We start from the raw sequence: 14391 nt of genomic DNA, 5'->3' as shown, positions 1-14391 counted from the left end.
TTGTTGAACGCCGGCTCGCTCAGGGGAACCCCTGAGGCTATAGTCGTGTCACCAGCCCGAGGAACCAGCCAATGACCATCACCCATCCCAGCTTCGGCAAGCTGGACGCCAACCGTATCATCATCTTCGACACCACCTTGCGCGACGGCGAGCAGTCGCCCGGCTTCTCGATGAACCTGCACGAGAAGATCCGCATGGCCGAGGCGTTGACCGAGCTGGGCGTCGACGTTTTGGAGGCCGGCTTCGCCATCGCTTCGCCCGGCGACTTCGAAAGCGTCAAGGCGATCGCCGAGAGCATCGGTCAGCGCGACGATAGCCCGGTGATTGCCAGCCTGGCCCGAGCCGGCGCCCAGGACGTGCTGCGCGCCGCTGACGCACTGCGCAATGCCAAGCGCAAGCGCATCCACATCGTGATCGCCACCAGCGACCTGCACATGAAATACAAGCTGCGGCTGGAGCCTGATCAGGTGATCGCCGCGACGGTGGACTCGGTCAAGCTCGCCCGCCAGCACGCCGACGACGTCGAATGGTCGGCCGAGGATGCCACCCGCAGCGATATCGATTTTCTCGCCCGCTGCGTCGAGGCGGCGATCGACGCCGGCGCCACCACGATCAACCTGCCCGACACCGTCGGCTATGCGCTGCCCGAGGACATGGAGCGGATGTATGGTCAGATCCGCGCCAAGGTTCCCAAGGTCGAGACGGTGATCCTGTCCACCCACAACCATAACGATCTGGGTCTCGGCGTCGCCAACACCCTGGCCGCGATCCGCGCCGGCGCTCGGCAGGTGGAATCCACCATCAACGGTATCGGCGAGCGCGCCGGCAATGCCTCGCTCGAGGAACTGGTGATGGCGATCCGCACCCGCCAGGACGCCATTCCGCACCACAATGCCATCAAGACCACCGGGCTGCTCAGGATGTCGCGGCTGCTGGCTACCATCACCGGGTTCGATGTGCAGCCGAACAAGGCGATCGTCGGCCGCAACGCCTTTGCCCATGAAGCCGGCATCCACCAGGACGGCGTGCTGAAGCACGCCGCCACCTACGAGATCATGACGCCCGAGAGCGTCGGCTGGACCAAGAACAGCCTGGTGCTGGGCAAGCACTCGGGCCGCGCCGCGTTCCGCGACAAGCTGAACACGCTGGGCTACAAGGTCGGCGACAACCAGCTCAACGACGCGTTTCGCCGCTTCAAGGACCTGGCCGACCGCAAGAAGGTGGTGTTCGACGAGGACATCATCGCCCTGGTCGACGATGAGGTGGTGCGCGACCACGAACGCATCCGCTTCGTCTCGCTGGACATGCATGCCGGGTCGAAGGGCCCGGCTCGGGCGGAGCTGGAACTGCAGGTGGATGGCGAAATCCGGTCGGCCAACTCGACGGGCAACGGGCCGGTCGATGCGACTTTCAACGCGATCCAGGCGATCTTCCCGCACACCGCCAATCTGGTGCTGTTCTCGGTCGGCGCGGTGACCGAGGGCACCGATGCGCAGGCCAAGACCACGGTCCGGCTGGAGGAGAACGGCAAGATGGTCGACGGCCAGGGCGCCGACGCCGACACCATCGTGGCTTCCGCCCGTGCCTATATCCATGCGCTGAACAAGCTGATGGTGAAGCGGCTGCGGACCGAACCGGCGGCGCTGTCCGCCTGATCGGACGTGGTATCGGCATCCCTTCGGGTGTTCCGATACCGCGGCGGTCCCGCTGATTGTTTCGTCTGTAATCTTCTTTGCTGGCGATCGTTTCGTCTAGCGATTTGCCCCGCCGAACCCACTCGGGTTGACGTGCCGGCTGATCGCGGGAATATCGGGCATAAACACCGGCGCGAATCAATCGCGCCGTCCCGATCCGTCGAACCGGAGCAACCGTCCATGACATTGACAAAATCGCTCGGACAGTTCGTCGCCGATCTGTCGCCCAACCGGCTGCCCGAAGAGGCCGCGCGGATTGCCCGCATGGGGTTCATCGACACCATCGGCACCATGATCGCCGGACGCAACGAAGACAGCGTTCGGATCATGACCGAGACGCTTGCGCCGGCCGACGGCCTGGCGACGCTGACCTTCGGCGCGCGCCATGCCCCGGCTCCGGAAGCCGCCTGGATCAACGGCACCGCCGCGCACGCGCTGGACTATGACGACGTGGCGCTGCGTGGCCACCCCAGCACCGTGCTAGTGCCGGCGATCCTGGCCGAGGCGGAACACCTCGGATCGTCCGGCGCCGACATGATCACCGCCTATGTCGCCGGTTACGAAACCTGGGCCGAGTTGTTCCGGCGCGATAACGGGTTACTGCATCAGAAGGGCTGGCACCCGACCGGGCTGTATGGCGCGCCCGGCGCCGCCGCGGCCTGCGCCAAGCTGCGCAAGCTGGATGCCGAGAAGGCCGCCATCGCCATCGCCCTCGGCGCCTCGCAGTCGGCCGGCCTGATGGCGAACTTCGGCACCATGACCAAGCCGTTCCATGCCGGCAAGGCCGCCCATGCCGGCGTCATCGCCGCCCGCCTGGCCGAAGCCGGCTTCACTGCCAACACCGACGCGCTGGAACATCCGCAGGGCTTCTTGCATGCGATCTCCCCGGCCAACACCGAGGACCGCGACGGCGCCAGCAAGGCCGGCAGCGAGTGGGCGATCCTCTCGCAGGGCCTCGGCATCAAGAAATACCCCACCTGCTATTGCACGCATCGGGCGATCGACTGCATGCTCGATATGGTCCACGCCAGTCCGATCCAGCCGGACAGCGTTGATAAGATCACCGTCAGCCTCAGCGACTACTTCGCCACCGTGCTGCGCAACCACCAGCCCGACACCGGCCTGGCGGCCAAGTTCAGCATCGAGTTCTGCATGGCCAGCGGTATCGTCGCCCAGCGGGTCGGACTGCGCGAACTGACCGACGCATTCGTGCAACGGCCCGACATCCAGGCGCTGATGCGCAAGGTGGAGATCGTCACCACCACCGATTACGACCCGGAACTGCCGGGCGCCGCGCCGCACGACCAGGTGACGGTCAGCCTCGCCGGCGGCCAGACCGTCGTCGGCGATCCGGTGGCGCGGGCCACCGGGCATCCGTCGCGCCCGCTGACCGACGCGCAGTTATACGACAAGTTCGCCGACTGCCTGGACGCGGGTCACTCGCCGATCCCGGCCGAAATGCTGTTCAAGCGGCTATCGGCGATCCAGTCGATCAGCGCGCGCGACCTTACCGCCGGAGCCTGACCATGGCGATCCGGCGTCGAATCGTTCTCGGTTCGACGCTCGGGGCAGCGCTCGGGTCAACCGTCGGCTCGCCGTTGCGGGCGCCGTTCATCCGCACCGCGCGCGCCGATCCGTTCCACATGCGCGTGTCGGTGGACACGTCGCCCAGCCACGGCCGAACCGTGTCGATCGCGGACTTCCTGAACAAGCTCCAGGCAGCGTCACAAGGCGCCATCGCGCCGCGGTTGTTCGACAGCGGCCAGTTGTTCGCCGATCGCGACGTGATCAAGGCGCTGGTGCTGGGACAGCTGGAGATGGCGGCTCCCGGCACCTGGCTGGTGTCCGCCTACGTCCCCGAGGCCGATCTGGCGCAGTTGCCGCTGTTCTATGGCCAGCCGATCGAGACCACCCACCGCGCAATCGACGGCGTCCCCGGCGACCTGGTGAACCGTCAGGTCAGCCAGAAGCTGCGAGTGACGATCCCCGGGCGCTGGATCGATCTGGGCTTCACCAACTGGTACAGCACGCGACGGCCACTGCGGCGGTTGGCCGATCTGCGCGGCCTGAAGATCCGCAATTCGGGCGGTTTCGCGCAGCCCTGGCGAGCCAGGTTCTTCGGCGCCGTGCCAACCACCACCGCCTGGCCGGAGGTGCCGCTGGCGTTGTCGCAGGGCACCTTCGATGCGCTGCAAAGTACCGACGAGAGCTGCGCCAGCGCCAAGCTATGGGATGCCGGGCTGCATTTCGGGCTGATCGACCACCAATCGATGGGTGCCTATATCCCGATGATCAGCGGGACATTCTGGGCCACGCTGACGCCCGAATTGAAGGTCCTGGTCACCGACCTGTGGACGGCGAACATCGCTAGCTATCGGGCCAACCTGGCGGCCGCGCAGGACCACGCCGCGCGGGAACTGAAACAAAACGGCATAAAACTGGCGGCCGTTGCGCCAGAAGAATCAGCTGACCAACGCAAACGTATGCTGGGCGAGCAGGACAAAGTCGCGCGGGAGATGCGGATTTCGCCGGACTTCCTGGCCCGTATCGACACCGCGGTCGAAGCCACCGATTGACCCCGAATCAAGCATCTTCCGGCTGGAACATCATCGCCACACCGTTCATGCAATAACGCAAGCCGGTCGGGCGCGGTCCGTCGGGAAACACGTGCCCGAGATGACCGCCACAATCGGCGCAATGCACCTCGGTGCGACTCATGAACAGGCTGCGGTCCTCGGTGGTGGCGACGGCGCCTTGCAGCGATTGGGTGAAACTTGGCCACCCGGTGTGGCTTTCGAACTTCGCGCCGGTTTCGAACAGCGGTTTGTCGCAGCCGGCACAGCGGAAAGTGCCAGGCCGCTTCTCGGCATTGAGTGCGCTGCTGCCGGCTCGCTCGGTGCCATGTTTGCGCAAAACGTTGAACTGGCCAGGATCGAGCCGCTCGCGCCACTCCTGGTCAGTGCGGCTGACTGGAAAGCCGTCCGCACTGGGGTCATGGCTGCCGAAAAATCGCTTCATGCTGGTGTGTCGTATCCCTCCGCTGGCGGCCGCCTGGCTCTGAGGGTCTTGCCTCCTTAAGTCGCTGGTTAACTGTGTGGTAAAGGTGGGCGATGGATGGGGTGGTGGAGATCATCACGGGGCGGGAACGCCGGCGTCGATGGGGCATCGAGGAGAAGCTTCGGATCCTGGCCGAGACGACTGAGCCCGACGCGGTGGTGCGGGCGGTGGCGGCGCGGAACGGTATTTGTGAGAGTCTCCTTTACGCGTGGCGCCGACAGCAGCGCGACGGGACCTTACGCGAGAGCGGGACACCGGCGTTCGTTCCGGTAAGGGTATTCGGGACACCGATGAACCCGATGTCGTCGACGAGCCAACCGGAACGTACATCGTCGTCCACTCGTTCGCAGACACGGTCAGACCTGATCGAAATTGAAATGGGCGACGGACGACAGGTGCGTGTTGGTCGTGACGTGAACCTCGCTGCCTTGCGTCGTGTGTTGACGGCGCTGCGATCTTGATTCCCGTTCCAACAGCTGGCCGGGTCTGGATAGCGACCGGTCACACGGACATGCGCCGTGGCATGCGGGGATTGGCCTTACAGATTCAAGAGGGTCTCAGACGTGATCCGCACGGCGGAGATCTTTTCATTTTTCGGGGACGCCGTGGGGACCTTGCCAAGATTCTCTGGCATGACGGTGTTGGACTTTCGCTTTATGCCAAACGTCTCGATCGTGGAAGGTTCGTCTGGCCTTCTGCCTCGGATGGCGCGGTAGCAATTTCACCCGCTCAGATGGCCTATATGCTTGAAGGGATTGATTGGAGAAATCCTCAACTCACATGGCGGCCGACGAGCGCTGGCTGAAACGAAAAAATATCCGCTCTCATGCATTTTGGGGTATCGCAAATCGAGCGGCTTATGATTCTCTCAGCTCCATGGATGAAGTTCGCGACGGTCTTCCGGACGACATTGACGCGCTGAAAGCGGTGTTGATCATTGAGCGCGCGAAGGCCCTGGAAGTCGCCGCAGAACTGGCCATCGCGCGTGCCAAAGCCTCACAGGACATGGCGCTGATCGCCCATCAGAAATTGCGGATCGCCAGGCTGGAACGCCAACTGTATGGGCAACGTTCCGAACGCTCGGTGCGGTTGATCGACCAATTGGCGCTCGTGTTCGAAGAGCTGCAAGCCGAAGCCACGGAAGACGAACTCGCCGCGGAAGCCGCGATCGCCAGAACGACCAGCGTGACCGGGTTCACGCGTCAGCGCCCTGAGCGCAACACATTCCCCGAACACCTGCCGCGCGAGCGGGTGGTGATGGATCCGCCAAGGACGTGCGACTGTTGTGGTGGCAACCGTCTGCGCAAACTCGGCGAGGACGTGACGTGCACGCTGGAATCTCAGCCGCGTCGATGGAAGGTGATTGAGACGGTGCGCGAGAAATTCACCTGCCGTGACTGTGAGAAGATCACGCAGGCGCCGGCGCCGTTCCATGTCGTGCCCAGGGGGTGGGCCGGCCCAAGCCTTCTCGCGATGATCATGTTCGAGAAGTTCGGGCAACACCAGCCACTGAACCGCCAGGCCGAACGTTACGCCCTGGAAGGCGTGCCGATCGCGCTGTCGACGATGGCCGACGCCGTAGGATCCGTCTGCCGCGTGCTCGATCCCCTCTGGCGCCTGATCGAGGCTCATGTCATGGCGGCTGAGCGTCTGCACACGGACGATACGACGGTTCCGGTTCTGGCCTCCGGAAAAACCGATATCGCGCGTTGCTGGATTTATCTTCGCGATGACAAACCTTTTGGCGGAACGGGGCCGCCAGCGGCGATATTGCATTACTCGCGCGATCGGAAAGGCGAGCACCCCCAGGCACATGTGGCCGGGTACGCCGGCATCCTCCAGGCGGACGCCTATGACGGATATAGAAAGCTTTATGAGCCAGGGCGAACGGCCGGGCCCATCGTGGAGGCGGCGTGTTGGGTGCATGCCCGGCGCCCATTCTTTGCCATGGCTGATATCGAGGAGAACGCCCGGCGCAAGGCGGCCGGCAAGAAGGAGATCCCGCTGTCACCAATCGCGATCGAGGTTGTGCGCCGTATCGACGCGCTCTTCGAGATCGAGCGATCGATCAACGGGACAAGCGCGAACGAACGACTGGCGGTTCGCCGGGACAAAAGCCGGCCTCTGGTCGAGGAACTGGAGCTTTACCTGTGCGCGCAACTGGATCGGCTGTCCCGCGGGCATGATCTTGCCAAGGCGATCAATTACATTCTCAAACGACCCGCTGCCTTCAGGCTGTTCCTCGAAGATGGCCGCGTGTGCCTTTCGAATAATGCCGCCGAGCGCGGGCTGCGTGGTGTGGCTCTCGGAAGACGCGCGTGGCTATTCTGTGGGTCCGATCGCGGCGGGCAGCGTGCGGCGATGATGTACAGTCTCATCGTCACAGCAAAAATGAATGGCGTTGATCCACAGGCGTGGCTCGCGGACGTGCTCTCACGCATCGCGGCCCATCCCGTGCATCGACTGGATGAACTGTTGCCGTGGAACTGGCCGTCCCGATTATCTCTCGATCCAGCTCTGGCGGCCTGATCGTGCACGTCAACAAGGTTCATTCCGTCAAAACGATCAACCGCGTCGCGAAGGAACTCGGCGAGAGCGTGGACTGGCTCCATGATGTCGCCGACGAGATGGACACCGAAGACGGCGTCATCTGGGTCTACGGGGACACTGACGATGGGGTAATGGCATTCACGGACTTCGGGATCGAAACCCTCACTGACCTCGTCGAAATGCACAAGCAAGATCCCACAATCCTGCAGCGTCGGAACAATCAGAAATAGACGTCCTGCGGCCCACGCCGAATGGTTACGGTGTGTCTCCGGTTGGGGAAGACTCAACAATAGCAAGATCTGCCGCTGCCGGAAGCGATTGGGCGATAATATGAAGATATATCTTGACTCAAGATATGTCTTATTTATATCTCGATTGCCGGTGACATCACGCCCGGCTTTCAAGGAGATCAGAAACTATGCGTCATCACCACCACGGCCGCCGATACCAGTCGCATGCGCCAAGGCACGACCTGCCGTACGACCATCCAGAAGACCGGTCAGCCGACCGGCGCTTCGTTCGGGACCCGCTGGAAGCCGGCGAGCGCTTCGGCGGTCGCGGCCATCACCGCCCCGGACGGCGCCGGATATTCGACCACGGCGACCTTCGCTTCATCCTGCTCGGCATGATCGCAACCAGGGCGGCCCATGGCTACGACCTGATCAAGGCGTTGGAGGACCGGATGGGCGGCGGCTACAGCCCCAGCCCCGGAGTTATCTACCCCACGCTGACGATGCTGCAGGAACAGGGGCTGGCCAGCGTCGCGACGGCGGACGGCAAGAAATTGTATACGGCAACCGAAGCTGGGACGGCGTTCCTCGACGCCAACCAGGCCGCGGCCGACGCCATCCAGGCGCGCATCGACGGCATCGCCAGACAGCGCAACCTGGAACCCGACCCACGGATCATCCGGGCGGTCGAGAACCTGAAGACCGCTCTGCGGCTGCGCCTGGCAGGCAGCGCGATCCCAGACCAGCAGGTTCAGGCAATCGCGGCGGCGATCGATGCGGCGGCGGCAGCGGCGGAGCGGTCTTAGCTCACTGCCGCCGATCGAGGCGAGGCAGCCTGCGCCGGTTCGGATCCGTAGTGGACTGGGATGCACACGCGAACGTGGCTCAATTAGGGAATGGATTTCCCTGGTGTAACCTTCGCGTCATTCCCGTGTCATCCGGATTACTTCGCCGGCAACCATAAGACCCCTCGTTCGCATCGAACGGGGAGCCAAAACCTATGAGGTCATTCTGGAACTATCTTGTCACGACGACAGCCGCTTTTGTCGTGGCATCGCCGACCATTGCCGGCCAACCAACTGAAAGCAAAAACCCGGCCGTTGGCTCCGGCTATGAACATGTGCTGCTGATCAGTGTCGACGGCATGCACGCCATCGACCTTGCCAACTGGATCCAGAACAATCCGAACAGCAATTTCGCCAAACTCGCCGGCACCGGACTGATCTACCCGAACGCCTTCACCACTGCGCCGTCCGATAGCTATCCCGGCATGATCGCGCAGGTGACCGGCGCCACTCCGAAGACGGCGGGGCTGTTCTACGACGACAGCTACGACCGCACCGTGTACCCCTCGAAAGCATCCTACACCGGCCAAGGCATGGCCGACCCGGGATGCACCGGCACCCCCGGCGCCGAGCTGACCAATTTCGAGGAACTCGACAAAAGCTATGACTTTTCCACCGCTTTAGTTGCGGATGTAATACCAGCCGCCCTAGACACTGACTGTTGCCCACTCCCTGGTGCCAATGGATCGAATTCGATCTGGATCATCGACCAGCCAGTTCCAGGCCTCTGCGCAAGCCTCGAGGATCTCGTCGTAGCTGTCCCATACGCAGGCGGAGAGTTTGTTGGCGCGAAGGTAATCCCAGACATTCTCCATCGGGTTAAGTTCCGGGGCGTAGGGCGGCAGCGGCAACAGCACGATGTTGTCGGGCAGCTTGATGTCGCCGCCGCGCTGATGCCACCCGGCGCCGTCACAGATAATCGCCGCGATCGAGCCGGGCGCGACCTGCGTGCTGATCTCGGCGAGGTGCAGGTTCATGCATTCCATGTTGGCGGCTGGCGCGATGATCGCCGCGCCGACACCGCGTGCCGGACAGATCGCGCCAAAGATGTAGGCGGTGTCGTGGCGGTTGTCGCGCAGCATCGGCGGACGCGAACCGACCGGCGCCCAGACATAACTGAGCGAGCCTTTCTGCCCGACCCTGGCCTCATCCTGGAACCAGATCTCCACCGGCGTGGCCGCGGTGCAGCCGTTCAGGGCTTGCTTCAGGCTGGCACCGAAGTTTTTTTAAAAGCCTCCTGCGCCGCCGCATCCTTCCTGGGATGATACGGCCGCGGCTGCAGCTGGGTGAGCTTCAGTTTGTGCAGCCACTTGCCGATCGTGCGTTCGGGTACGGTGACCGAGAACCGCCTTGTCACCTCGGCGCGCAGATCGACACAGCGCCAGCGGATGACCTTATGGATGTTCGGATCAGGCCCGGCGATCACCAGCTCGCGCAGTTCCGCCATCTGCGCCTCGCTCAGTTTGGCGCGCGCCCCCGGTGGCTTGCGCGACACCAGGCCGTCAAGGCCGGCATGGTTATAACGATGCACCCAGTCGCGCAGGGTCTGACGGTCCATGCCCGCCTGGCGCGCGGCATCAAGCCGCGAGACCCCGTCGTGGATCATCGCGATTGCCAACAGCCGCCGGGCCTGGCCGGCGTCGTCGCTCTTCGCCGCCAGGGCACGCAGTTCCGCCGGCGCGTGGTCGATGCGAGTAATTTTGATCGCTGCGCTCATCGCGTCCTCCAATGCAGCGAATCGATGCCGCAGCGAGAGCGAATCGTACTTTCGCGGTCTTGAGAATCGGGGGGCCGAGAAATCTAGCGAGAGTCGTCTTCAGTGGCGGCTGGTATAACAGCCGGCGGCACGCTCGGTCAGGTCGACACCCAGTTGGACCCAGACAACATGCAGCGTCGCGCGGTCAGCGGCGGTTGCGAGCCGATCTACCCGCACCAATACATCCGCACCAACACCATCTTCGAGATCATCAAGCAGGCCGGCGGCGTCACCGCTTGGTCGGACAAACATCCAGCGTATGAGGTTCTCAGCGGGCCATCCGGCAAGGGCATCGACGATCTTTTCGCGCCAGAGATAAACTCGCAGGTTCCCGGAGCTCCGGCCGGCCAGGACTATACCACAAGCTTCGCCAGCGTGCGGACCTACGACACGCTGAAGGTGAATGCTGTCATCAACTGGATCAACGGTCTAAACAGTATCGCGACCGCTCATCCCGGCGTGCCCGCGATCTTCGGCATGAACTTCCAGGCGGTCAGCGTCGGGCAGAAGCTCGCAACAGCAGGTTATGACGATGCCCCAAGCCTGACCGGCGGCTACCTGGACAGCAACGCAACCCCCGGCAACGCCCTGACCTTGCAACTCCAGTTCGTCGATGACGCCCTGGGCAAGTTCGAGCAAGCGCTCAGCGCGCAGGGTCTCGAAGACTCGACCCTTGTCATCGTCAGCGCCAAACACGGCCAGTCGCCGATCGATCCGAAGGCCCGCGCCATCCAGTCCGACAAGCCGTTCCAGAGCACACCCGGCTTCGGCACCCAGGGCTTCGAGATCTGCGACGACGCCGGACTGGTCTGGCTGCAGCCTGATCTGCAGCAGGCAGATTACGACGCCGCCAAGGCCTATCTGCTGGCCAACGCGGCAACCCTTCACATCTCCCAGCTGCTCGACCGGACTTCGCTCACCGCGCTGTATGGCGACCCGTTCGCCAATAGTCGGGTGCCCGATTTCATCGCCGTGACCGACCACGGCATCATCTGCACAAGCGGCACCAAGCTCGCCGAACATGGCGGCTTCTCCGACGACGACCGCAACGTGTTGCTGCTGCTGTCCGCGCCGCGGATCCAGCCGCAGGTGGTCGAAACACTCTCCTACACCACGCAGATCGCTCCGACCATCCTGACCGCGCTCGGCCTCGATCCAAGGCTGCTAAAGGCCACGCAAACGGAAGGCACAACCGTGCTGACCAAATGATCACGCTGCGTCAATCACCACGATGAATCGAGCAGCCGACAGCAGGCCCTGCTGTCGGCCGCCAGCCGTTCCATTCGTAGAGCGAAGTATCGACCCGTATCCACCAGGGCCGACCGTTCTCGACCGGCTCGGCTCAGCCAGTGGAACCAAGGTGCGCTTTACTTCAGGCGATCGCGGATCTTGTCCAGTCCCGCGCGGGCGCAGGCCTCGTCGAGGTTGCCGCCCGGCGCACCGGCGGCGCCGATCGCACCGACGACTTCATCGCCCAGCTTGATGACCACCCCGCCGCCGAACAGCACCAGATGCGGGATTTGGGTGAACAACGCGGCAAAGCCCGGCACCGTTTTCGCTCGCTCGACCAGCGCGCTGGTATCGGTCTTGAACGATGCGGCGGTGTAGGCTTTGTCGTTCGCACTATCAAGCGAATGACTACCGACGCGATCGCCGCGCAGCACCGCCTGACGCACACCGTCCGCGTCCACCAAAACCGCGGTTTCGCCATACCCCTGGCTGGCACAGCTCGAAACCGCCGCGGCCACGGCTTCGCCGGCGAGTGCCGCCGACAGGCGGTGCGTCGTGAGCAGGTCCTCCGCCGACGCGCTGGTCGTCAGGAACACCGCACCCATCGCGGCAATCAGCCACCGCTTGTTGGCCGACATTGTTGTCTCCTCCTGTTCGCCACGGGTTCGGTTCAGGCCACAACAATTAATGGCGTGACACCCGGGCCGCTCTCATTCGCCGGCGCGATGCGACCGAGCCAATTGTCCCAAGCTGGTAAAGCGGAAATCGTAGCTGACCTCAGCAGTCACCGGCGCGGTCGCGCCCCAGCCGCCGGCATCGCTCCGCCGGTCGATCCAGGCGCTTGCCAGGCCGATGGCCTTGGCCGGCACATGATCATGGAACAGGCTCTGCGCGACATGGAGGATTTTCTGTCGCGCAAACCCCTGCTGCTTCAGCCGATCAAGCAGGTAGTCAAAGTTGCGCGGATCAGGCTTGTACGACCCAATCTCCTGCGCCGTATGCACCGCATCGAACGTCACCCCCAGGCGCTTGCTTGTCTCCTGGAAACTGGCTCGATCGACGTTCGACAGGATCACCAGGCGGAAATGTCGCCGCAAGTATCCCAGCGCCTCGACGGTATCGGGGAACGCCGGCCAGTCAGCGATCGAGGCGCCGAACTCTGCAGCCTCGGCTGGATCGGGAGCCACGGCGAATTCGGCTGCCAACTGGCCGTGCACCTCGGCCAGCAGATCGGAATAGATCATCCCAGGGGTGTTTTCCTGCTGGCGCACCTCGACTCGGGCAAACGCCTCCAACACCGCGTTACGCGACCAGGTCACGCCCGCCCGCGGAAGTCCCTCGCCGGCCGGCGACGCTGCACCGCCGTCTAGCGGGATGCCGGCGCGCCACAGCAACGGTCCCAGCGCGGTATGAATGCCGCCTTCCCAATCGATCAGCGTGCCATAGCAATCGAACGTCAGGACATCGAAATCCGCCAGCTTCATGACAATGGCGCCCAGTCACCGAGTTCAGCCGAACGGCGCAGCCAGGATCGCACGCCGTCGGGGTCGCGGAACACCGCATCGACACGATAGCCTGCGCCGCCGCGTCTGCGTGCCTCGCGCATGCCGTCTTCATCGGTGACGTCGTCGCCGATGAAGATCGGCAACCGGCCGGCGAACGGGCAACGCTGCATCAGCGCCGCCACCGCGCTTCCCTTGTCGGCGCCAAGCGGGCGAACTTCCCACAACATGTGCGCGGGATGCAGTTCGAAACCGGGCCCTGTCCCCAGCAACCGATCCAACGCGACGCGCAACGCGTCCCGCGCGTTCGGCGCCGCACGGTAATGCAGCGCGAAACCGCGCGCCTTGCGCTCCAGCAAGGCGCCCGGGTGGGACCGCACCAGCGTTTCGGCCTCAGCCAGCCAGTGCGGCGGCGGCGACGGCAGATCGACGCGCTCGATCGGATCACCGGCGGCGTGGCGGATGGCGCCTCCGTGCTCCCCGGCGACCGCGCCAGGAGCGTCGCCGAACAGCCGGTCCACGGTTTCGATCGGACGCCCGGTGACGATCGCCAGGGCTCCGCTCAGCGCCTGCCGCAGTGCCGCCAGCGTGTCGCGCAAGCCCGGGGCCACGCTGACCGCATCCGGAGTCGGTGCAAGGTCAACCAGCGTGCCGTCCATATCCAGCAGCAGGGCGGCGCGGCTGAACGGCGGCAGGTGGTCCATGCGTCAGGCGCAGCCGGTGACGCGAAGATCATAGATCGGATGCTGCATCATCGACACCGAGGGCTCGTCCTGCAGCATCCAGCCGTCGAAGCCCGGCTGGTCGGGGTGGCTGTCGGTGACGGCCAGGTAGGCGGCGGCGTCGGCCGGCAGATTAGGCGGCCGGATTATGCACGATTTCACCGCGATGGTCAGCGATCCGAAGCGGGCGGTCTCGCCAACCTTGATCGTCAGTTCCTTGGCCTGTGCATCAACCTTGTCCAGCGCCTGCAGCTTCGCCACTGTCGCCGGCACCCACACATTGGGTCGTTCGATTGGCGCCGGGGGCGCCACCGGGGCCGACTGCGGCGCCTGCGCCTGATCGCCGGCGTCGGGCGCCCTCGTATCCGGTGTTGGAATTGTTTGCCCCGGACCGCCCTCGCCCTGCGGCAACCCATCGCCCTGCGGCGGCCCACCTTGAACCGGGCCCGGGCTGCTCAATACGTTCTGCCCGTCGCCACCGGTCCCCCCCAGGACACTTTGCCCGGGAACGCGCTGCCCACCCAGGATACCCTGCCCACCCGTGCTCTGCCCGGACTCGTCCCGCCCGCCGAGGATGCTCTGCCCGGCGCTGCCTTGGCCGCCTTGCCAGGTCGGCGCGATCGGGGCGGCCGGATAGCCGCCGGGCCGTTTCTGCTCCTGCAATGGAGGCATTCCGCCGGAGGACGGCCCGTTCTGCGCCCGGGCGGGAAGGATCGCGCCCCCCGGGAGCATCGCCCAAATCGAAGCCGCCACGACAACCCCGCGCAGCGCCCAGTGGGTCACGACCGATCGGCCCACGCCGACC

The 14391-nt window shown here is 64.4% G+C and carries 15 protein-coding genes and 1 pseudogene; 10 read left to right on the top strand and 6 right to left on the bottom strand.

What is annotated here, in order from left to right:
* Positions 1-71: 71 nt before the first annotated feature.
* The 3 genes from ACQY4T_RS15030 to dctP all read left to right on the top strand — a co-directional run bounded on the left by ACQY4T_RS15030 (position 72) and on the right by dctP (position 4270).
* Entirely contained in the window at positions 72-1655 is a 1584-nt protein-coding gene (locus ACQY4T_RS15030; protein ID WP_428531920.1) for a 2-isopropylmalate synthase, read from the top strand.
* 219 nt (positions 1656-1874) lie between these two features.
* The gene (locus ACQY4T_RS15025; RefSeq protein WP_428531917.1) at positions 1875-3218 is read left to right on the top strand and encodes an MmgE/PrpD family protein; all 1344 of its coding nucleotides are present in this window, start codon (positions 1875-1877) and stop codon (positions 3216-3218) included.
* 2 nt (positions 3219-3220) lie between these two features.
* Positions 3221-4270, top strand: a complete 1050-nt coding sequence (gene dctP / locus ACQY4T_RS15020) for a TRAP transporter substrate-binding protein DctP (RefSeq protein ID WP_428531914.1) — start codon at positions 3221-3223, stop codon at positions 4268-4270.
* Between the two features lie 7 nt (positions 4271-4277).
* Here dctP and msrB read toward each other — a convergent pair whose 3' ends face one another.
* Positions 4278-4712, bottom strand: coding sequence for a peptide-methionine (R)-S-oxide reductase MsrB (gene msrB / locus ACQY4T_RS15015; RefSeq protein WP_428531911.1), 435 nt, complete (start codon positions 4710-4712; stop codon positions 4278-4280).
* 104 nt (positions 4713-4816) lie between these two features.
* Between msrB and tnpA the strand changes: the two genes are divergently transcribed.
* The 6 genes and pseudogenes from tnpA to ACQY4T_RS14985 all read left to right on the top strand — a co-directional run.
* The gene (gene tnpA / locus ACQY4T_RS15010) at positions 4817-5212 is read left to right on the top strand and encodes an IS66-like element accessory protein TnpA (RefSeq protein ID WP_428531908.1); all 396 of its coding nucleotides are present in this window, start codon (positions 4817-4819) and stop codon (positions 5210-5212) included.
* On the top strand, positions 5209-5556 hold the full coding sequence (gene tnpB / locus ACQY4T_RS15005) for an IS66 family insertion sequence element accessory protein TnpB (RefSeq protein WP_428531905.1): 348 nt from the start codon (positions 5209-5211) through the stop codon (positions 5554-5556). Before tnpA ends, tnpB begins: the two co-directional genes overlap by 4 nt.
* 71 nt (positions 5557-5627) lie before the next feature.
* Positions 5628-7280: an IS66 family transposase gene (gene tnpC, locus ACQY4T_RS15000; protein ID WP_428542708.1), complete on the top strand. Its 1653-nt coding sequence runs from the start codon at positions 5628-5630 to the stop codon at positions 7278-7280.
* Positions 7232-7531: a hypothetical protein gene (locus ACQY4T_RS14995; protein ID WP_428531902.1), complete on the top strand. Its 300-nt coding sequence runs from the start codon at positions 7232-7234 to the stop codon at positions 7529-7531. The genes tnpC and ACQY4T_RS14995 overlap by 49 nt, the downstream gene beginning before the upstream one ends.
* A 188-nt stretch (positions 7532-7719) precedes the next feature.
* A complete protein-coding gene (locus ACQY4T_RS14990) occupies positions 7720-8337 on the top strand; it encodes a PadR family transcriptional regulator (protein ID WP_428531899.1) in 618 nt (205 codons plus the stop codon).
* 194 nt (positions 8338-8531) lie between these two features.
* Positions 8532-8864, top strand: a pseudogene (locus tag ACQY4T_RS14985) (alkaline phosphatase family protein); the annotation flags it as partial.
* Between the two features lie 159 nt (positions 8865-9023).
* Here ACQY4T_RS14985 and ACQY4T_RS14980 read toward each other — a convergent pair.
* A protein-coding gene (locus ACQY4T_RS14980; RefSeq protein ID WP_428531896.1) for an IS630 family transposase occupies positions 9024-10093 on the bottom strand; the annotation gives its coding sequence in 2 pieces (ribosomal slippage) (positions 9024-9604 and positions 9604-10093; 1071 coding nt in all).
* Positions 10094-10195: 102 nt separating this feature from the next.
* Here ACQY4T_RS14980 and ACQY4T_RS14975 point away from each other — a divergent pair.
* Positions 10196-11341: an alkaline phosphatase family protein gene (locus ACQY4T_RS14975; protein ID WP_428531893.1), complete on the top strand. Its 1146-nt coding sequence runs from the start codon at positions 10196-10198 to the stop codon at positions 11339-11341.
* 158 nt (positions 11342-11499) lie between these two features.
* Here the strand turns inward: ACQY4T_RS14975 and ACQY4T_RS14970 are convergent, their stop codons facing one another.
* The 4 genes from ACQY4T_RS14970 to ACQY4T_RS14955 all read right to left on the bottom strand — a co-directional run bounded on the left by ACQY4T_RS14970 (position 11500) and on the right by ACQY4T_RS14955 (position 14384).
* Positions 11500-12000 (bottom strand): GlcG/HbpS family heme-binding protein, encoded by a 501-nt coding sequence (locus tag ACQY4T_RS14970; RefSeq protein ID WP_428531890.1) that lies wholly within the window; start codon positions 11998-12000, stop codon positions 11500-11502.
* A gap of 72 nt (positions 12001-12072) precedes the next feature.
* Positions 12073-12846, bottom strand: coding sequence for an HAD-IA family hydrolase (locus tag ACQY4T_RS14965; RefSeq protein WP_428531887.1), 774 nt, complete (start codon positions 12844-12846; stop codon positions 12073-12075).
* Positions 12843-13568, bottom strand: coding sequence for a trehalose-phosphatase (gene otsB, locus ACQY4T_RS14960; RefSeq protein WP_428531884.1), 726 nt, complete (start codon positions 13566-13568; stop codon positions 12843-12845). Before otsB ends, ACQY4T_RS14965 begins: the two co-directional genes overlap by 4 nt.
* 3 nt (positions 13569-13571) lie before the next feature.
* Positions 13572-14384 carry a DUF2155 domain-containing protein gene (locus tag ACQY4T_RS14955; protein ID WP_428531881.1) on the bottom strand — a complete coding sequence of 271 codons (813 nt, stop codon included), beginning with the start codon at positions 14382-14384 and terminating at the stop codon, positions 13572-13574.
* Positions 14385-14391: the final 7 nt, after the last annotated feature.

Source organism: Rhodopila sp. (assembly GCF_965277825.1).
Classification (GTDB): Bacteria; Pseudomonadota; Alphaproteobacteria; order Acetobacterales; family Acetobacteraceae; genus Rhodopila.
Note: the sequence above shows the minus strand (reverse complement) of the source record. Positions and strands in the feature narration are given on the sequence as shown.